At 42.7% G+C, this 20,231-nt stretch carries 18 protein-coding genes and 1 pseudogene; 13 read left to right on the plus strand and 6 right to left on the minus strand.

All coding sequences use genetic code 11. The features are described 5' to 3' along the window. Nucleotides 1-113 precede the first annotated feature (113 nt). Nucleotides 114-269 (plus strand): annotated as a pseudogene (locus tag ACTRWF_RS07355) (antitoxin Xre/MbcA/ParS toxin-binding domain-containing protein); the annotation flags it as partial. A 29-nt stretch (nucleotides 270-298) separates the two neighbouring features. Here ACTRWF_RS07355 and ACTRWF_RS07360 read toward each other — a convergent pair. The 4 genes from ACTRWF_RS07360 to ACTRWF_RS07375 form a co-directional block, all read right to left on the minus strand. Beyond that, nucleotides 299-2,110: a diguanylate cyclase gene (locus ACTRWF_RS07360; protein WP_462835305.1), complete on the minus strand. Its 1,812-nt coding sequence runs from the start codon at nucleotides 2,108-2,110 to the stop codon at nucleotides 299-301. 167 nt (nucleotides 2,111-2,277) lie between these two features. After that, nucleotides 2,278-3,012: a hypothetical protein gene (locus ACTRWF_RS07365; protein WP_462835306.1), complete on the minus strand. Its 735-nt coding sequence runs from the start codon at nucleotides 3,010-3,012 to the stop codon at nucleotides 2,278-2,280. Between the two features lie 2 nt (nucleotides 3,013-3,014). Beyond that, nucleotides 3,015-3,311, minus strand: a complete 297-nt coding sequence (locus tag ACTRWF_RS07370; RefSeq protein ID WP_462835307.1) for a hypothetical protein — start codon at nucleotides 3,309-3,311, stop codon at nucleotides 3,015-3,017. A gap of 33 nt (nucleotides 3,312-3,344) precedes the next feature. Then, nucleotides 3,345-4,043 (minus strand): hypothetical protein, encoded by a 699-nt coding sequence (locus ACTRWF_RS07375; RefSeq protein ID WP_462835308.1) that lies wholly within the window; start codon nucleotides 4,041-4,043, stop codon nucleotides 3,345-3,347. A gap of 12 nt (nucleotides 4,044-4,055) precedes the next feature. On the opposite strand from ACTRWF_RS07375, the gene ACTRWF_RS07380 reads away from it, so the two are divergent. Next, the gene (locus ACTRWF_RS07380; protein ID WP_462835309.1) at nucleotides 4,056-4,520 is read left to right on the plus strand and encodes a hypothetical protein; all 465 of its coding nucleotides are present in this window, start codon (nucleotides 4,056-4,058) and stop codon (nucleotides 4,518-4,520) included. Between the two features lie 73 nt (nucleotides 4,521-4,593). Here the strand turns inward: ACTRWF_RS07380 and ACTRWF_RS07385 are convergent, their stop codons facing one another. Further along, the gene (locus ACTRWF_RS07385) at nucleotides 4,594-7,653 is read right to left on the minus strand and encodes a Tn3 family transposase (RefSeq protein WP_012518510.1); all 3,060 of its coding nucleotides are present in this window, start codon (nucleotides 7,651-7,653) and stop codon (nucleotides 4,594-4,596) included. Between the two features lie 166 nt (nucleotides 7,654-7,819). On the opposite strand from ACTRWF_RS07385, the gene ACTRWF_RS07390 reads away from it, so the two are divergent. After that, complete coding sequence (locus tag ACTRWF_RS07390) at nucleotides 7,820-8,032, plus strand: hypothetical protein (protein ID WP_148291026.1); 213 nt, start codon at nucleotides 7,820-7,822, stop codon at nucleotides 8,030-8,032. A gap of 2 nt (nucleotides 8,033-8,034) precedes the next feature. After that, on the plus strand, nucleotides 8,035-8,652 hold the full coding sequence (locus ACTRWF_RS07395; RefSeq protein ID WP_080663234.1) for a SprT-like domain-containing protein: 618 nt from the start codon (nucleotides 8,035-8,037) through the stop codon (nucleotides 8,650-8,652). Between the two features lie 273 nt (nucleotides 8,653-8,925). Here the strand turns inward: ACTRWF_RS07395 and cadR are convergent, their stop codons facing one another. Continuing rightward, a complete protein-coding gene (gene cadR / locus ACTRWF_RS07400) occupies nucleotides 8,926-9,342 on the minus strand; it encodes a Cd(II)/Pb(II)-responsive transcriptional regulator (RefSeq protein ID WP_012518513.1) in 417 nt (138 codons plus the stop codon). 82 nt (nucleotides 9,343-9,424) lie between these two features. Here cadR and ACTRWF_RS07405 point away from each other — a divergent pair, with 82 nt between their 5' ends. From ACTRWF_RS07405 to ACTRWF_RS07445, 9 genes are all read left to right on the plus strand, one after another. Then, nucleotides 9,425-10,042: a cation efflux transmembrane domain-containing protein gene (locus tag ACTRWF_RS07405; protein ID WP_015065928.1), complete on the plus strand. Its 618-nt coding sequence runs from the start codon at nucleotides 9,425-9,427 to the stop codon at nucleotides 10,040-10,042. Further along, on the plus strand, nucleotides 10,029-10,424 hold the full coding sequence (locus ACTRWF_RS07410; RefSeq protein WP_196899479.1) for a hypothetical protein: 396 nt from the start codon (nucleotides 10,029-10,031) through the stop codon (nucleotides 10,422-10,424). Before ACTRWF_RS07405 ends, ACTRWF_RS07410 begins: the two co-directional genes overlap by 14 nt. 72 nt (nucleotides 10,425-10,496) lie before the next feature. Beyond that, nucleotides 10,497-11,831: a TolC family protein gene (locus tag ACTRWF_RS07415; protein WP_196899359.1), complete on the plus strand. Its 1,335-nt coding sequence runs from the start codon at nucleotides 10,497-10,499 to the stop codon at nucleotides 11,829-11,831. After that, complete coding sequence (locus ACTRWF_RS07420; RefSeq protein ID WP_438499077.1) at nucleotides 11,831-12,766, plus strand: efflux RND transporter periplasmic adaptor subunit; 936 nt, start codon at nucleotides 11,831-11,833, stop codon at nucleotides 12,764-12,766. The genes ACTRWF_RS07415 and ACTRWF_RS07420 overlap by 1 nt, the downstream gene beginning before the upstream one ends. Nucleotides 12,767-12,826: 60 nt before the next feature. Beyond that, nucleotides 12,827-15,961, plus strand: a complete 3,135-nt coding sequence (locus ACTRWF_RS07425) for a CusA/CzcA family heavy metal efflux RND transporter (RefSeq protein ID WP_462835310.1) — start codon at nucleotides 12,827-12,829, stop codon at nucleotides 15,959-15,961. Nucleotides 15,962-16,176: 215 nt separating this feature from the next. Then, entirely contained in the window at nucleotides 16,177-17,079 is a 903-nt protein-coding gene (locus ACTRWF_RS07430; protein ID WP_023559718.1) for a cation diffusion facilitator family transporter, read from the plus strand. A gap of 22 nt (nucleotides 17,080-17,101) precedes the next feature. Further along, a complete protein-coding gene (locus tag ACTRWF_RS07435) occupies nucleotides 17,102-17,479 on the plus strand; it encodes a hypothetical protein (RefSeq protein WP_012518520.1) in 378 nt (125 codons plus the stop codon). Nucleotides 17,480-17,548: 69 nt separating this feature from the next. Beyond that, nucleotides 17,549-18,913, plus strand: coding sequence for a TolC family protein (locus ACTRWF_RS07440; RefSeq protein WP_012518521.1), 1,365 nt, complete (start codon nucleotides 17,549-17,551; stop codon nucleotides 18,911-18,913). A 4-nt stretch (nucleotides 18,914-18,917) separates the two neighbouring features. Next, nucleotides 18,918-20,225, plus strand: coding sequence for an efflux RND transporter periplasmic adaptor subunit (locus tag ACTRWF_RS07445; protein WP_020744072.1), 1,308 nt, complete (start codon nucleotides 18,918-18,920; stop codon nucleotides 20,223-20,225). Nucleotides 20,226-20,231 lie beyond the last annotated feature (6 nt).

Consider the following 20,231-nt stretch of genomic DNA (forward strand, 5'->3'; position numbering starts at 1 on the left):
GCTCAGTTCACAAATGCCTCTACAACTTTGCTATAATCAGGTTGCGCCTAATCTAATGAGAAACCGAGATGGAACTAATTACCAAAGATTACTAACTCTCACAGCTTGCCGAATTTTTCGAAGGTGACCGTAGTATGATGGACGAGTGGCTTTACACTCCATTGCCGGTTCTCGGCGGAGAACGACCAACTGACTTCATGGATACAGAAGAGAGACGTCGAAGACTACTGGACATAATTGGCGAGATGCACTTCGGCGAGATGGCTTGAGACCGACCTTTAATCTTGCAGACATTAACCTATCCCGCAATACAACTTTTACCCTTACCTTGAGCCTTAGCCCGGTACAGCGATTCATCGGCTTGATTAATAGCTTCCTGCATTTCTCCAGCGTTCGGCGCAGACGAAATCCCCGCTGAAAAGCTAACCCTGAATTCTGTCTCTACAGTTTTCCAATCTTTGTGCTCTTTCAGTGACTCGCGAATATCTTCCAATTTGTCTGAAACCATCTTGGGTGTAATACCGGCAAAAACAAACAAAAACTCCTCACCACCATAACGCATCAAAATATCCGATGTGCGTATTGAGTCCTGTGCGATTTTCGCAAATACTTTGAGCACTTCATCGCCAGCACTGTGCCCAAAGTTATCATTTATTAATTTGAAGTCATCGAGGTCCACCAGTGCCAAAACGAGGCTGTCAGTTCCTCGTCGAGCGTTGGTGTAGACCGAGTTAAGTCGTTCTATACCTGTTGAGCGGTTATAAATGCCAGTCAGGCCGTCGTACTGGGCGCGGCGTCTAAAGCTTCGGTAACCTTGGTAAGTGAGAAGCAATACTGCAAGCGAAAGAAATAATGAAATTACGAGAAGCGTTCTGGTGAGGTTCTGATTTTCAATAACGAGTGATTGCTCGCGATTCTTTCTCTGCATGCTTTCATAATCTGAAAAATTCAGGACCTTGTCCAACGTCGCACTCAAGACGGTTCTCTCGCCAGCGCTCATTACTGGCTCAGCATAAAAAACATCAATTAGTGTTTCTCGGGACAAGGCTAATGCATCATCCAATTTTCCTTCAGCTTTCAGAAGTGCAATCTCAGCCATGTTTATCAAGCGCTCGTAACCTATGGACGGAGTGTTGTAACCATGGGCTTTTTCAATGGCTTTATGTGCGCCAGTGAATTCGCTAAGTATTGATAAGACATAGGTTTTCTTAATGTAAGAACCTACAAGCTGCTCGCGGTTTTTTACCGTTTGGCTTTCCCAAGTAGCGATGACGAGATCTATATTTTTCAGTGTCTCACTATCAACATTGTTGTGGTGTATATCCCGCCAGACCCTCGAACCCAAAATTTTCGCTTTCTCGAGTGGGGAAGTTGTATTTTCAAAAGCTTGTTCGAGATAATCTTCACTGTTTTCATGGTTAGCCAGCAAAGCATTACAATGAACGTACTGTGAATGTGTGAGAAAAGAGGTGTTTTCTATATAGCGATTACAATATTTGCGAGCAGCTTTGAAATCACTTAGTTCAAAATAAATATCAAACGCGGTGTTAAACGAATCCGCTTTAGAATATTGGAAGATTTTATTTGGATCTTCATCGGAAAGACTATCCATTACCAACATCAATTCAATAAGAGCTGGCGAAATCTCGTTTAAATAGAAGAGTGAGGTAATGATTTTTGCGGTTAACGCGTAAACGACATCTGACTGGATATGCCGTGGAATGCCCTCTCTGAATACAATGAGCTTCTCCAGTCTGTCTCTCAGGGACGCTTCGCTATAAATGATACTAAGGCCTTGAAGACCATAATAAAGGTTTTCATCCTCATATTTGATGCTAGTCCATGTGTCATCATGAATTTCGGGAAAGGTGAGTGAGGACGTGATGCCATGTACTTCACTGTTTGCAATAAATGTGAATACACGGCCTAAGTCAGACTTGTCGAATTCTTTTTCTTCCGCTGCTGCCTCGACTCGGAATTGTGGGTCAGGGTAGCGTTTTTGTAGGTCTATATAGGTGCGCTTATACTCAGCTATAGACTGACCAGCCGATGCCGAGGCCAGCAGACAAAAAGGTATCAAAATCAGAAAAAAGAAAGAAATCCGTTTCATTGGTACTACTTATTTAAATTTTGTTATACACACCTTCGTAAACATCCTCATGGCAGAGGTGCACGAAAGACGGATAAACCATACCGTATTCAGATTGCTCTAGCCAGAAAGTTTCTATTGAAGTATAGAATTTAGTTGCGCTTGATTTTCTCTGGCGACGTTTCTCACTATCCCCATTTATTGCCAAATACCTCTCTGATTACCATTATTTGGCCAATGCTTCTCAAAGTACGTTCATTCGGTAGCAGTGAACCATCATTTTTCTGATTAATTCGATGTGGTTCGTATTTAACCCATGCAATCATGTAGGAAGGGTATTCATTTCTTACCTGCTGCAACTTACTGAAAAATTGTTCATCTGCTTTGTTGTTGTTAACGTCAGTTGTAATGTTGGCAGTTACTATCGAAACTAATTTATTGTGCTTGCGGTAATTTCTCAGTTGTTCATCGGTAGTTTTGAAAAATAAGTTCTTCAGATTGACATCGAGTAATTGTTTTTCGGCGTTTTCCATCGCAGAGCGCACTGAAGCGATGTCTTTGCTTTTGACTTTCACTCGCGTTACTTTGCACTCAATAAGTGATATATGCCTTTTGCTGAAAAGGCCTAAGTCAATCCGTCCCTTTGCTTTTAATGATTTTCTTAACACTGTCACTTCAGAAACGGGCCAAAAACTATTGGCATTCTTAATTCTAATGTTGTTCGCGGCTTGAAAAAGGATGGGAGTAAAAGCAATCTCTTTAGTAGCTGTCGGAAGGCATAGCTCTGGTATTACAGGCACCATTTGCCTGTAAGCTAATATTAACTCGCACACTTCTGATATCAATGGTTTGAATGATTTAAGTACATTGCCCGGTGATATGACGTCATACTGTTGATTGATATTTTCGTTTATTCCATTCACATTCATTTATCCTGTTCACGTTCATAAACAACTATATGACAGCGCTCGGTTTGAGATGCTACGAAATAGGTGATGAGTTTCTCAAATTTATCCGCGTCTCGTTCGTAGCGTACGTAGAAGGATATGTTGTTGGTATCTATCACAGCCCGAATATCATTGAGACCACCATCAATATTGAGTGTGTTAGAGCCCGGCACAGGAAGTACTCTTGTCGCACCTAATTTATTTAGCGCAAGTTCCTCCAAGAGCTTCTGCGGCTCACCGTCGTCTGCTTCTATTTGAATTTTCAGTTTCGACATAAACAGTCTCTCATTTAAGCAAGAGCATACGTGCTATGCGGCGTTCGCAAAACGTTTCACCTTTTTGGAAAGGTCTACACCAACAATCTCTAGCGCTTCTAATTGGTTTTCAGCCAGCGCTAGGCAACACGGTGACAGTGACTTTTTTTCGTAGAGCATTACGGTGATGGGATCCCTGAACTCCCTAAAACTAACGTCTGGCAATGTACCACAACAGTTTAATATATCTTCGATGATGGCTGTGATACTTACATCTTTAAGAATTGCCTCGCGATTTATGCAAAGGTAATCCGCGAGTAGCGTTTTTATCGATGCAATATCTACAACTTGTCCGCACGTTCGTTGCCATGGCGCCCATCTGAGGAGCTGTCGCTCGATTAATCCCTTAACGCCAGTAGCATGAATACCCAGCAATTTTGCAGTCGCTGTAAGTGACAGGTGGTCACTATTTTTAAGTTCGTGTTCAAAGAGCGCAGAAAGGCTTTCAGCTGAAAGGGTAGACCGGTTGATAAGGCTGGTAGTGGAATTGATAGCTAAGTAACCTTTAAGCCGTCCAGATAGCAAGTGAGACGTTATCCGTTTCGTATCCAGTAACAAAGTATCGAGCACAGTCTGGCTGATACCTGCAACAGAGACTGCTTTTACAAAGCCAGTGTGTGGATAAACAAAGATGCGTTTTATGGCGCTACTAACGTCTCGGACATCAAAAATTAATTTATTTCCTCCAATCACTCACGCATTTTAATGACTACTCGAGTTAATAATATTTACTCTTCAGACACATCTATTTTAGTGCCCGGGCTGTCTGGCAATGAATACTCTGAACTGGTTCGTTCAAATTGCAAAAGATTACATATTAGCGACTTCAATGAAAAGAAAGTAAGCAAGCTCGAACAGTCCTCAGAAGGTTCCCCTTTATATACAGACTCAATTTTACGCCTATGCAAGCTAGGCTATTCTCTGGAAAATGCTATAAAAGAATGGAAAGGGAAGAGTGGTGACAGTGTGCGAGAAGCCGCTTTAAGAAAGGAAGTATCTGAATTATCAGTAGAGGCTATCAAAGTACTTTTGGCAATTTGCCACGCTGGTTCATTATCGCGTACTGAAATCCACCAATATACTGACTTGGGCGAAGTCGAACTAAATGATGCATTGCAACAATTGGACAGCTTATTTCTTATTCAGAGCCGAGAGTTCATTAAAGGCTGAACTACCGTTTAGGTCACTAATTTACGATATTATAATATAAGCCATTGATTAAAATGGCTTAATATTACAAAAATTAAATTGATACGTCTCTCATTTGCTTTAATGTAGATCCAAATTGGCTTCGCACAACTGGGTTAAATTCATATATACCCATAAAGTTAACGTGCGCCCAAGCGATAACAGAGCCAGTCAATATTGATTCAATGACATTCATACGTTCGTCATGTGAATCAAGAGACAAACAATAGTCAGACAAAAATAAGTAGTTCCATAGAATAATCATATTGCGTAACAAGGTATTACTGGCCATGACCAATTGAATCTCGTCCTGCAGACCGACTTGTAACTTACCGTTTCTTCCAAACAGTACTTTGTCTGCAAGTTTTTGACCTAACTCGACTCTGTTAAGCTGCTTCTGAATATTTTGCCTGAGCGCTTCATCGTCTACATAGTTTAAAATGAAGTGGGTCTTTAGCAAGCGTCCGAATTCTTTAAAGGCTTTATATAGTGTGTTGTCTCGCTCACTACTGGATAACATTTTTAACATTTGTGAAGCACTGCAGCGCTTCAATTTCATAGACGCCATAAGCCTTAATATATCATCCCAATTTTCCAATATAAGTTTCTTATTGATTTGCGTCTTTGGCGCTAATGGCGAATCAGAGTATTTGCTGGTTGTTTTAGACTCATAAGCATAAAGAGTCTGATGATGAACATTTTTAATGCGTGGTGCAAAAGACACGTCCATGAAATGCAAGCCCGCAAAAACAGCTTCAGTATAACCATGCGTGTCGGTGCTATGAAAGTGCTCCTCTGTATCGTCTTGCATTAATGCAGGTTTTGATGAAACTAACCCTTCAAGGACATAAGGCGCCTCGCGATCTGATGACGTTAATACATTGACATGAAAAAATGACTGCTTTTCGTCAAGAAAACTATTAACGCTTATCCCTTGTTCTTTGCCGTAATATTTGTATGAATAATTTGCAAGCAAAGAGTTCACGTTAACCACAACTTTCTTACCATCGCTACTTGAATGTAGTCTCCCATCATTTTCATTATATATGGTGGGTAAGGAGAGCGATTGGATCGTTTTGACTAAAAGATCATTTGCTCGTTGGAAATTTTGAGCAGATATCCATGAATTTTCAGTATCTTTTAACGCTTTTTCTGAAAATAACTTACTTGCCCTAGCAAGCTCTGTATGACCCAGGTTTGTCCCTAAACTTAATATTGTGGCAAACAGTAAGCGCACGTCTACTTCAGATTTACCAGCACGTGGAAGACGATTACGAAAACAGCCTGAAAAATCAGTATGCCGGTTTATTTCGAACATGACATCTTGAAGCGTAATTGAGCGGGAAGCTCCCAACAGCGTGGGTATGTATTTCGCGATTGAAAATTCGGGGTCTGGATATTTAATCCGCCAAGTACCATCTTCTTTTGTCGAAAAATGTGAGTTTTCATTGTTGTTAATCCGCTTAATGACGTCCTCAAATTTTCTCGTTACGCTCTGACCAATGTCGGCAAGTAACGCTTTTCCATCTGAAAACTTTTCAAGCGATGCTGCTGCCAACAGCCTTTTTCGATGATGACTCCACTCTTCGATACCAATCATATAACTTGGCGTTTGTCTGTAACGATAGGAATAAGTTAACGTTAATGACTTGTTCTTTAGTCCCTTCGCCACGCTCATGAATAGGAACGCCCGATATTTGTTTATTGGATTGATATCGTCTTCTTCATTTAGGTGAGCCAATTCGATTTTACTTAAGAACGCAGTAGGTGAGTCTTCATCAATACTTTTTGGCTGGGATAAGTAGAAGGTTATGGCATCTAACAGTCCTTGATCTTTGCTTTGCTTGTCAAAGCTCATAGACTTAATAAGCGGACCTAATGTGCGCTGGAGTTTAATGCTGTTTTCAAACAGCGAGCGATAATAATCAGCATGGGTAGCTAGTTTAGTAATACTGTTTCCAACACGTTCAATATGCTTTTCAAAATCAGGGTTTTCGGCATTAAAAAAAGCACTTATTAGCTGGTGTGCGCGCTCGTTTCGTTCTTCAAAAGACAAATCCGCATCTTGGGTGATGGAATATACTAGCTCTAACACTCTCTTGGCATCTTTTGCACTATTTAGTACCGATTTATTAGCCTCAAGTGTACTGACTCGTTGCTCGTCGCGTTTGGTCCGCTCATTACCTTTTGCTTTGTTTGTAAATTGTTTAACTACTTTTAAAATAGCATCAGCAGAAAAATCATGGCGCTTATAAAACTGATCATAAATAAAAGACAAATAGTAAAGCGACTGTTTGTTGTCATTTTTCAATCGCCTAATTTCATCGTTGTTCCCTAAGTAGATCGCATCTGAAAAATGCTTAATCGCTTCGTCTGTGAGCCCCATTTTTTTGTAAACAGGTGATAGTTCAAAAAAGTGCTCGCCAAACACCTGTAGTATTGCCGCATTTTGATTGAGGATCCTCTGGCCAAGGCCTTGATCGATTCTTTTTAGATCTCTGATGCTATATAGATGCGATTGAGCAGAAAAAAACTGCAACAGCGACTTTTTCTTTTTGAGTGATAATGACTTTTCAACCAAATCAAGCATCCGTGTTTCATAAGAATGAAAAGCAGTCGAGATAATGTCAACAAACTGATTATATGAGGGGATTTCGACGCGACGCATCCAACAATAAGAGACAAGTGCAAACAACATATCTTCTTTGTTCATGCGGATGGATACTAAGCTGTCTGCATGTGTTGCTAATAGTGCATTCGTGTTAGATGTCATCGCTTGCCAGTTGTATTGCGCAAGTATTTGTTTCTTTTGCCGAGAGGCAATTTCTGGCGAATACGTCGATAAATCAATAGTGCTTTTAAGTGATAGTACTTTTGTTGCCCTTTTTATATCGGCGTCAATATAGCGACTTGTTTCAAAAAACCGTCCCTTTGCTTGAAAGTAGGCCTTTGACACTAAGTAACCAACCTTGGCAACGTCAGATTGCATTTTGTTCAATATCTTTTTAGTTTCGACATCTAAAGTGAAATAGCCAATAGTTGCTTCTTTCGTTAGTTTTGGTACGCTATCGAACGCTCGCTTTCTCGCTGAAGAAAGTACTTTCATTTTCGCCATTTTATCATTCCTTTTAGTTATTAAAATCAACCTATCAATTACGTTATCTTTAAAAACGTGCAGTGTGCACTGTTGAAATATAAAGAAATGGTAATTAAAAAAGCAATATATATAACTGTATGGTCTTACTAAGCGTGTCATTTTCGTGTAGTGTACAAAAGATAATGTGTCAATAATTCACGGATGTTCATCAGCAAAAATGTCGCCCACTAACGAACTCTACGCGCCTCTGATAAAGGCATTTGACCACTTTAATCGCGCATTATTTAATAACGAATTGCCGCCTGTCATTTTTACTGTCCAGCGTAAGAAGAATGTGATGGGGTTCTTCGCAGCAAAACGGGGGGGAATGCGCAAGGTGAGCTCTGCAGTGAGTTAAGTATCAATCCTTCCTATTTTGCTTCGTCGAGAATAATAGAAGTTTTTCAGACCTTGGTTCATGAGATGGTGCATGCATGGCAATTTCATTTTGGTCTGCCCAGCGAGGGTCATTACCATAATAAAGAGTGGGCGCAGAAGATGATGGACATAGGCTTGATGCCCTCAGATACTGGGGAGCCGGGTGGGGCGATTGTCGGACGCAATATGAGCGACTTTATTATGAAGCAGGGCGCGTTTATGCAAGCGGCTAACGAGCTTCTAGATGACAAAACATTCAATTTACGCTGGGTTGACCGCTTAGCCCTACCTAAACTTCATGAGCCGATAATTGTTGATAATCCAGTATTTAAACCAAATTCGCAAGTTGAACACTGCGCTCATGCAAGTGATCTCATAAATGCAAACGTCATTTCGCTGCGGGATGAAGCGCAGTTCGCATCATTTGCATCTAAGCGCGAGGGCCTTACGTCAATGCCGGATACTTTTTTAATCCCAGAAGTAGCAAAACGCCAAACACGGTCAAAGTATACGTGCCCTGGGTGCAGCACTAAAATTTATGGCAAAGCGTCGCTAAATGTTATTTGCGGTGATTGCGAGTTACCCTTCACAAAGGAATAACCGCTAAACAGGTAGCAGACGATACATACTTTGGTGACGCATTAAAAAAAATGGCGACATCGCAATACTCAACACTCTCTTGCTGTTAAACCAAGACCAACTCTTTCAAAAATTTATATATTTGCACCCAAAACCGATGCTGAAGCCATCACTAACCAGATTGCAGGCGATGATATTGAAGCGAAAAGTGGCGGCGTGCATAAATAGACAAAAAATAAGCAACAGGCTCTGTCGCTTATAAACTAAGTAAACAGTATCAATTTTTATTATTATTTAATTGGATGACGTTCTAGAAGTAACGATATTATCCAACTGCTGTAAGACGCCGCAGTCTTTTACTTTTTTATCATCCTCACAAGCTGAACGAAATGAAAGAAGTGTCTTTTGTAATGCATTCAACTCAATGATGCGACTTTCGATATCCTCAATATGCTTATCAATTGTCGCATTGACACTCTCGCAACTGCTCTCTGGGTTAGCTCGTGTTTTTAGAACCAAATTAATTTCTTCAATCGTCATATCCAGCGCTCGGCATTGCTTAATAAACAGCAACTGCTTTAGCGCTTCGTCCGAGTAAAGTCGATAATTCGATTGCGTGCGCTGTGGTGCTGCTAACAACGCCTTTCGTTCATAAAAGCGAATAGTTTGAATACTTAGGCCTGTTTTATCTGCTAACTGTCCTATTTTCATTTTTCTTTACCTGATGCGCTTGACTCTATACCAAGTATATACTTTATACTAATGTTTTTCATCAGTAAAGAGTGTGTTTCCAATGAGCGGATGTGGGTGCGAAGTTGAAATAAAAGACCAGTCTCAACGACAGGTTTTGTATTGGCTTTTGGGAATAAACGCGACAATGTTTGTTATAGAAATGGGGATCGGGTTGCTTGCTGATTCAACCGCATTAATAGCCGATTCACTTGATATGCTCGCCGACGCAGTTGTCTATGGTGTTGCCCTTTATGCTATTGGTAAATCGCTATTGCACAAAGCCAATGCGGCTAGAATTAGCGGCTTTTTTCAGATGGCACTGGGTGTGTTGATTATCATTGATATTGTAAGACGGTCAATTTACGGTAGCGAACCTGTATCGGGACTAATGATGGCTATGGGGGCAGTTGCACTGGTTGCTAATGTCATTTGTCTTGTGATCATACGCAAACAAAGAAATGAAGAAGTGCATATGCGGGCAAGCTGGATATTTTCAGCCAACGATGTGATTGCCAACTTAGGCGTTATTTTTGCTGGCGTTTTGGTGTTTTGGCTCGATTCTCGATGGCCTGATCTGGTTATCGGTGTGATAGTTTCGTGCGTTGTGTTGCGCGGGGCAAAAATGATCCTCGAAGATGCTGGAAATGAAAGACAGCGAGCGCTTAATGCGCAAAGTTGATAAGAACATGCCAATTTTTAATTGCACATCAAAACTGCGTAGGTTGGCATGGCTACTTATTACTTTGCTCATGTGTCAATCGGGCTTTTCGTTCGCCGCTCAATGCGATGACTACCCTGCGGAGGTATCGTCAGTCCCTGAACAATCAAAGTCGATAGGCACTTATGATGTTCCCGAAAAAAATGTAAATGCTGGTGATAATACGTCGAGTGAAGAGTCTAAGTGTTTCCATTGTGTGCTGTGTCAATGTGGACAGATTAAGTTTCTGGCACAACACCCAATAAATGACGTAGCTAAACCGTTATATACCAATCAATACAGTTATTCCCGCAACGTCACTGACGGCCTAGTCGAAGGCCTTTTGCGCCCACCTCAACATTAATCCATTCCCTCCTATATGTTTGCATGGGTGCTTTCCATGTATGTCGTTATCTTATGAACAAAAGGTTCTTTTATGCGTTCTTCACGCCCATTGGGCATAAAAAAAGCTAGCTCAGCGTATCTGAAATTGATATCTGCTGCACTGGTAACCATGAGCATATCTGTTCAATCTGCCAATGCGCAAAAGTCTTCAATCACGCTTGAAAATGCGCTCAAACGCACATTATCAAACAACCCAGATTTAGTTGTGTTCGAATTTAAATCTTCGGCTTTGGATGGTGAATCAAAAATGGCCAGCTTACGACCTGAAATGTCTGTTGGGGTTGAAGTTGAAAATGTGTTGGGAACAGGCGAAGTGTCTGGTATCAAAGATGCCGAATTGACACTGACCTTATCGTCGGTCATCGAGCTTGGCGATAAAGTCAGCGGCCGAATGAATGTGGTGAGTTCAAAAAAAGCACAACTGCTTACACAACGGCGCATTCGTACGCTGGACATCTTGGGTGAAACAACTCGACGATATATCAATGTCATTGTCCAACAAGCGTTGCACAAGACTGAGCAACGAGCTGAAATGCTGGCTCGCACAATGCTTCAGACAGTCTCTACACGGGTTGAAGCGGGGGCTTCTTCACCACTTGAGAAAAAACGTGCAGAGTCAGCGTTGTCGCAGGCGCGTTTGTCGTTATTGATAAGTGAACAAAAACTCAATGAGTATAAACGCGACCTGGCCATCATGTGGGGTGACACTAACGCTGCGTTTGCGGAAGTTGAAGGGACACTGTTATCGTTTCCAAATTCACTATCACTTGAACATATGCTTTCACAGCTTCAAAGCAATCCACACGTTTTGCTTTATGCTGATAATTATCGGGTTCAAGAGGCCCGACTAAGAGTGGTTCAGACTAGCCAGCTGTTTGATATTGCGTGGGAAGCCGGTATCCGAAGAATGCAGGGAATTAATGACACAGCGTTAGTCGCCAGTATTTCGGTGCCGTTAAATACCAAGCAGCGGAATCTAGGAGAATACGAACAACAGCGCGCATTGCTTGACAGTATCGACTATCAAAAACAAGCGAAAATTCGTGAACTCACTCGCCAATTAAATCAAGTCATTAGCGCAAAAGACCAAGCCTTGCTCACTGTTACGACCCTTCAAGACAATGTCGTTCCCACATTGGAATCTGCATTGAAATTGGCGCGGGATGGCTATGAAAGTGGTCGCTACAACTATATAGAGTGGGTGACAACGCAACAGCAACTCATAGATATGCAACGAACTATGATAAAAGCCGCAGGCTTAGTTCACCTTCGAAGCGCAGATCTAGAGGCACTTACGGGAATTCCCGTGTTTTCTGACTCTCCCTCGACGTCTGCTCAATCATCAGAATTACTAGAGAAAAAATAATGAATACATCACAATTTACATTACTCACTAGCGCACGTGACTTGCTTGGCGTGTTAGCCATGCTACTTACTTTACTGTTTGCTACTGTCGCCCTGGCTGATGATGACGATGAGGAAGCCGAAGAAAGACCCGAGTACGTAGTGTTATCTCAAGAACGGATGCTTGAACACGATATCGTGACTGCTTCAGCCGCGTCAGGATCATTATCGCTCACAACCAGAACATTTGGGCGGATAGTTCATGATCCTGCGTCACTGAGTCATATTCGTGCCCGCTTCGACGGTGTTGTAAAACGTATCATGGTGAATATTGGAGATAAAGTAGAAAAAGGTGACACACTGGCAATCATTGAGTCAAACGAGAGTTTAAATCAATACTCAATCACCTCACCGATGTCTGGAAAAATCATAGCTAGACACGCCAATGATGGTGAGCTCACCAACGGTCAAGTGCTGCTTTCTGTTGCTAATTACTCTCGCGCAATTGCTCAATTGGCTATTTTCCCCAAACAACGTACTCATATTGCCGCTGATATGGAAGTCACTTTAAGGCTTGAGGAATTGAAGCAACAATCAAGTATAAGCCACATTACGTCCTCACCGGATGACAAACCCTATTCTATCGCGTTTGTAAACGTTGATAATGGCAGTGGTTATTGGCCTTTAGGCGCTATGGTAGAGGGTTATATTCAGATTGGTTTCCAAGAAGTCAATCTGGCACTCCCCAAAAGTTCAATACAAGAGTTAGATGGGCAAACCATTGTTTTTGTCAAAGAAGGGGAACGATTTTACCCCCGCCAAGTAAAACTTGGGAACACGGACAACCGTTTAGTAGAGATTGTGAAGGGCGTTCAAATAGGCCAGCAAGTCGTTGTAGAAAATAGCTATCTACTAAAAGCTGATTTATTAAAAATGGAGGCGGGCGATGATGACTAATTACCTGCGCATTTATTGTCAAAAGCAAAGCCAAGTCCATAAAAACGGTGAGGTGAGAGCATGATTGCACGAATACTCCGTCTGTCGATTGAGCGCCGTGGTGTCATGATGTTGTTCGCCTTGTTTGTCGCCTTTTTTGGTATGTACAGTTACAAACAACTGCCGATTGATGCTGTGCCTGATATCACCAACGTGCAAGTGCAGATAAATACCGCAACCCCAGGTTACTCGCCTTTGGAGACTGAGCAACGCATAACGTTTATAGTTGAAACCTCGCTGGCCGGTTTGCCTAATTTATCGTATACCCGCTCGATATCACGCTATGGCTTGTCGCAAGTCACAGTCGTGTTTAAAGAGGGCACCGATTTATATTTCGCACGAAATCTCGTCAACGAGCGTCTCACCGCCATCGCGGCGCAATTGCCATCAGGGTTAACCCCTGAAATGGGCCCTATCGCCACAGGCTTGGGTGAAATTTACATGTACTCGTTAAGTGCTGAGCCTCAGGCGCGACAGGACAACGGTCAACCCTATGATGCTATGGCATTAAGGGAGATCCATGATTGGGTAGTTAAGCCCCAATTGTCGCTTGTTGAGGGGGTGACCGAGGTTTATGCGGTAGGCGGATTTGAAAAGCAATATCATGTGAATCCTAATCCAGTCGCAATGATAAACTTTGGGATAAGTACAGGTGACCTTCTCAGTGCGCTAGAACGCAACAATGCGAATCAAGGCGCTGGTTTTGTAGAAAAAAATGGGCAACAAGTACTGATCAGATCGGAAGCCCAACTGAAGGGCATCGACGATATCGGCCAAGTGGTTGTTAAGATCATTGATGGCGTACCGGTAAAAATTCAAGACATCGCTCAAATCAACCTCGGTAAAGAGCTGCGCTCTGGAGCCGGCACGTTAAATGGCCAAGAAACAGTGATTGGCACGACAATGATGTTAGTGGGAGAAAACTCTCGTACGGTCGCCAAAGCTGTGGACAGTAAGCTCGAAACCATTAAAACAAGCTTACCCGAGGGCGTTATCCTTGAAGCGGTTTACGATAGAACAAGCCTCGTTGACAAAACCATCGACACAGTACAAAAAAACCTCGTCGAGGGCGCTTTACTTGTCATCGTTGTGCTATTCGTTTTGCTTGGGAATGTGCGAGCTGCACTTATTACAGCCGCTGTAATACCCATGGCAATGCTTGCCACGATATCGGGTATGGTCAAAACCGATGTGTCTGCTAACTTAATGAGTTTAGGCGCACTGGATTTTGGCTTGATTGTCGATGGCGCAGTTATCATTGTTGAAAACTGTATCAGACGATTATCCGAATCCCAGAAACAAAACGGCGCTACTCTACCGCTCAAAGAAAGGCTGAATGTTGTTTATGAAGCCACTAATGAAGTCATACGCCCCAGTTTGTTTGGTGTATTGATCATTACCATTGTTTATATCCCCTTGTTCACGCTCACTGGCGTCGAAGGTAAAATGTTCCACCCCATGGCAGCGACCGTGATAATGGCTTTGCTTGCCGCAATGGTATTTTGTTTTACCGTAGTGCCTGCGGCGATAGCAATTTTCATGAGAGGTAAAATTAGCGAAAAAGAAAGCCCAATTATTAAAGGTGCAAAGGCAGTCTATCGTCCTGTTTTAACCGGAGCGCTGCGTTTTAGATGGCTAGTGGTAGTAGCAGCGAGTGCTTTGGTTGTCGGCAGTTTATGGATGGGCAGTAAATTAGGCTCGGAGTTTATTCCTCAGCTCAATGAAGGTGATATCTTAGTACAGGCGATACGCATCCCTGGGACAGGGGTAGAACAAGCAGTTGAAATGCAAAAAACTCTTGAAGCGAAACTTATGCAGTATGAGCAAGTACAGACGGTATTCGGTCGCACGGGTACGGGTGAGGTCGCCACCGACCCTATGCCACCAAACATTACTGATACGTTTGTTATTTTAAAGCCTAGGGAGCAATGGCCCGATCCATCAATGACAAAAGCTGAGTTAGTGAAAACGTTTGAAGAGGACTTGTTTACTTTGCCCGGCAATAATTATGAATTTACGCAACCTATACAAATGCGTTTTAACGAATTGATTAGTGGCGTAAGGGCAGATTTGGGGATAAGGCTATTTGGGGATGACTTAGATACGCTCTTTGCATCTGCTTCTGACATTTTGACCGTTATTTCAACGATTGAAGGGGCTGATGACGCGAGGCTTGAGCAGGTAGAAGGCATTCCAATCTTCACCGTCACACCAAAGCCTGATCAATTGGCACGCTTTGGTTTGGATATAGCCGACTTGCAGTTATGGCTCAATGCTGCGACAGGTGGAGAAACCGCTGGAATGATTTTTGAGGGCGACAGACGCTTTAAAATTGTCGTGCGATATGCCGACGACATTCGAAATGAACTCACTCAGCTTGAGACCATTCCCATAGTCACGCCCTCTGGTGAGCATGTACCAATGAGCGAATTAGCCACACTTGCATTTAAAGAAGTACCTAGCCAAATAAGCCGGGAAAATGGCAAACGTAGTATTGTTGTCACAGCAAATGTGCGTGACAGAGATATTGGCACTTTTGTTGAGGAAGCTCAGGCGAGAATTAATGATGAAGTAAATTTACCTGCTGGTTATTGGCTCGACTATGGTGGAACCTTTGAGCAGCTCGAAAGTGCGAGTCAACGATTGACGATTGTGGTACCGGTTACGTTGTTTGTGATTTTGACTATGCTGGTAATTGCGTTTGGTTCAATACGTGATGCGTTAATTATCTTCACAGGTATCCCTTTGGCATTAACAGGCGGTGTAATGTCTCTTTGGTTAAGGGATATGCCTTTATCCATATCCGCGTCGGTAGGGTTTATCGCACTGTCTGGGATTGCCGTATTAAACGGATTGGTAATGCTGTCATTCATCAAGCAACGTTTGCTAGAAACCGGAGAATTAGTGAATAGCATTGTTGAAGGGGCTCTTATTCGCTTGCGTCCGGTATTAATGACAGCATTAGTTGCAAGCCTTGGATTTGTGCCCATGGCGCTGAATACGGGCATAGGTGCAGAAGTGCAAAGACCGTTGGCCACTGTTGTGATTGGCGGCATTTTGTCCTCGACACTGCTTACTTTGGTTGTTCTACCAGTTCTCTACAGAATTGTGTATGGGAGACATCTAACTAAATTGACGATTAATCACGCTAGTTAATAATAGTTATGGAGAAGGTCGATTCCTAGTATCGACCTTTGAAATACAAACGCTGAAAAGTAATAGTTGATGGTGTCATTGGTTTTTTATAACTATATCGGTAATACTGTTAAGAAAATGAATAGGACGCTCCAAGCAACTACATTAGATATGTAGGAGGGGCTTTATGAACTTTAGTAAAGAAGCAAAACATCATGTGTTTAAAAGGTTAAATCATGCACAGTCACAATCATAGTCACGACCATTCACATGGGCGTTCGAGTGATGCGTCAAAGCGTATTGGTTGGGCGTTTTTCCTAAATGTGGTGTTCACCATTATCGAGTTTATTGGTGGCTGGCTAACGAACAGTACCGCTATTATGGCGGACGCTGTTCATGATTTAGGCGATAGTTTATCGATTGGCACCTCATGGGGCTTAAACAAGCTCAGTGATAAAGATGCTAATCGTACATTTTCGTATGGCTATAAACGATTTTCACTTCTGGGGGCGTTAATTAATGGTGTTGTGCTGACTATTGGTTCCGTTTGGATACTATTTGAAGCCATTCCCAGGCTGGCCGAGCCTGAGATGCCGCAAGTGGAAGGAATGCTGTTATTGTCGATTTTTGGCATGGCAGTGAATGGCTTTGCTGCTTATAAACTCAGTGAGGGTAACTCGCTCAACGAGCGCGTGCTCAATTGGCACCTACTCGAAGATGTCCTGGGTTGGGTGGCCGTATTTATCGTATCGATTGTATTGATGTTCAAGCCTTGGGCGATTTTAGATCCCATTTTATCCATCGGTTTTACCTTATTTATTCTTTTCAATGTGATCCGTAATTTAAAACAAACCTTAATGTTGTTTTTGCAAGCCACGCCCGATAAAGCGCAACTTGAACGCATCCGAGATGATTTGTTGTCAAATGAACACGTCAGTGACCTACACCATTTTCATATTTGGTCGCTCGATGGTGAGCGCAATGTGATGACCGTTCACTTAGTGTTAGTTGGAGATGTGTCCACAGAGCATATTCAAACGCTTAAAAATGACGTACAGCACTCACTCAAGAAATATAATTTTGAGCATACGACAGTCGAGTTTGAGTTTGCGGATGAACAATGCCGTGACGAGGCGTAAAGCAACTGATAGACTACTTGAGATGAAGAAACTTAAACGAACAAGCTACATCATGATCATGCTGATCGTATTTCAGTCGTTTTCTGCTGTAGCTAATTCATTGGATTTTCATGCAATAGACACTGAACACCTGCAACACGAGCATGATCATGCCGAGCATAGCAGCAACGCCTCGGTAAGCCCTGAAATAGATATCAGTGAAGATGACGCAAGGGGTCACCATAATCCTGCCGATTGCCACCACTGCGGACACTGCCACGGCTCACATGCCCAATGGGTAGGTCATCACAGCATCAATAACCTTAATGAGGTGGCGTCCGGCCACAACTTCAACTATTTGGATGCAGTCTTAGACGCAGCCATCAACCGCCTATTACGACCACCCAAATACCAATCCTAGGAAGTATATTGATTGCATCGCGGAACGTGTATCCGCGTTGTCCGTTTTTATCATATTTTAGGATTTATTATGAATTTCACTCATCGTAATGAGCGTGACCAATTATTCATGTGGTCACTTTTCGTCGCGCGATGTATTTTCACGCGAAACACTCAGGCAGAATCAACCAATGTATACAAGGCTCTTGATTCAACGATATTTAACCGACTTAAACTTTTATGCGCTTGCGTATTGTTTCTTCCATTTTTTGCTCACGCTCAAAATCAAAGCTGGGAAAACTGGTTATCATCGCAGATAAATAAACATCCCAACATTATAGCGGCTAAAGAACAATTGTTCAGTACTGGGGCGCTTGCGGAAGCTTCTGAGCAAGCACTTTATAACCCTGAATTGTCAACTGATTATGCGCGAAATGGCGATAACAATGACTACAGCGTAGGTATTGAACAGACAATCGACCTTTGGGACAGGCAAGGCGCAAGGCGACAAAAAGCCGGTTTTATGCGCACTGCTGCACAAGCTCAATACCAAGAAGTCGTTTTAAACAAATCAGCCGATGCTATCGACGCATTAATTAATTGGCATGCAGCAAAACGCGCAGCGTCTATTGCCAAATCACAACAACAGCAACTTAATTCGTTACTTGAATTAGTCGAAATACGCCAAGAAGCCGGTGATCTAGGCAGTATCGATGCAGAGCTTACCTTTTTGTCGTTGTCGAAACAATTTGCTCAGGTGGCGGGATCAGAGGCTCAACTTCAAATGGCCGAAGCAATAGTGCGTGAGTTACTTCCTGATTGGGAGCCAGAGCGAGGGCGGATACCGGACGAGTTTTGGCCTTCTAAAGTTGCATATCCGTCTGATGAAGAATTACTAAAGCACCCCAAAATAGCTAAAGCTTATGCGCAATGGCTCACGCAAAAAGAAGAAGCAGAAGTCACTAGACGTAATGCAAAAGCAAATCCTACTTTTGGTATTAATGCGGGGCGGGAAGAGCGAGAAAACGTCGTTGGACTGACCTTTTCTATACCGTTAAACATTCGTAATAATTACAGTGCAGAAACTCGTTCCGCTGAACGAATGGCGTTAGAAACCGAAGCACGTTTTAGAGCGCAGTATCAGAAACTACGTTTCGATTTACAAGGTGCGTTTGGCGCATGGCAAAGCTACAACCAGCAGTTTTCACAATGGCAATCGCTCGTAAAGAGTCGCATCGAGAGTAGTGCTAATTTGTTAGAAAAGCAGTGGCGAAGTGGCGATTTATCAACAACTAATTACCTGCTAGCACTGAATCAACGCGCAGAAAGCTTACTGTCTGGCATAGAGCTGGAAAAGCAAACGCGCATAGCATTGAAAAATCTCATGCTGCAATCAGGTCGCCTTATCGACTTGCCCCCAGTTCAACACGATTTCTCTATTGATCATCAGGATTAACAAAATGAATAAAACAGTATTAGCAGTTTTCATCGCCTCATATGTCGGCGCTGCACCAAGTTTCGCACAAGAGTCTGATCAAAAGCATGCTCACAATGAAACGGTAACAAGAATTGATAAAAGCATACAAGATAAGCATGACGAACATACTGATGATGGTCATGAAGAACATGAACTACAAGATGGTCAAAAGCATGATGAGCACGGAGGCGAGGGGGCCGATGAACATGATGATCACGAAAGCGAACATGCTCATGATAAAGGTGAAAGCGAGAATAAAGACGATGAAGAGCATGATGAATCTGCTTCTGCATCGCTAGACTCCAATCAAATGGCATTAGCCAACATTAAAGTAAGCACACTAAGCCCCAAAATTGTCAATTATACTTTGTATGCACCGGGTGAAATATTATCAAACGGCTATAGCAGCTATAGAGTATCACCCAGAGTGGCATCCGTTGTCACGCGTCGTCATGTGGCATTGGGAGACAGGGTAAATAAAGGCCAAGTGCTTGTCACGCTTTTTAGCGAAACCGTTGCGCAAGCACAAGCCAATTACCGAACAACATATCCAGAATGGGAAAGAGTAAAAGGACTTGGTCGAAAAACTGTTGGAGAGCAGCGCTACATTGATGCAAAAGCTAATTTTGAAGCGGCTAGTGCAGTATTAATCTCATATGGTTTATCCGATGCAGATTTGAAAACGCTCACCTCACAGCAATCAATAGCATTAGGAGAATATAGCTTACGTGCTGAAATTGATGGCGCGGTACTCAGTGACTCGTTTGAACAAGGTCAGCGTATTGATGCGGGAGAGCCGTTGATCTCGTTGGCAGATGAAAGTGAACTTTGGGTAGAAGCGCATCTACCATCGAATATTAACCTGCGGTTAGGTGCAGGTTCTCCGGCACAAATCAAAGTGGGAGACTTCACAGTTGATGCAACGGTTACACAAGAGGCACATACCATTGACCCAATTACTCGAACGAGAACGGTTCGGCTATTAGTGAGCAACCCTGAACATCGTTTGCATCCTGGTCAATTTGCCGAGGTGTATTTCCGTTTTCTGACAAAAATGCCGGTAATGGCTGTTTCAGAAAGTGCGCTAATGCGAGGGCCCGATGGAGACTGGATGGTATTTGTAGAAGATCATCCCGGCGAGTTTTTACCCGTCGAAGTTGAACTTGGAAGAGCGCTTGGTGGCTTGCGGGAAATAACCGGTGTAGAGCCGGGTTCTCGCGTAGTAAGCGAAGGTGCTTTTTTTGTCGCTTCACAAATCGCTAAAGGCGGTTTTGACCCACACAACCACTAATTAGGA

Source organism: Alteromonas sp. G5_S2_22_S1 (genome assembly GCF_054968525.1).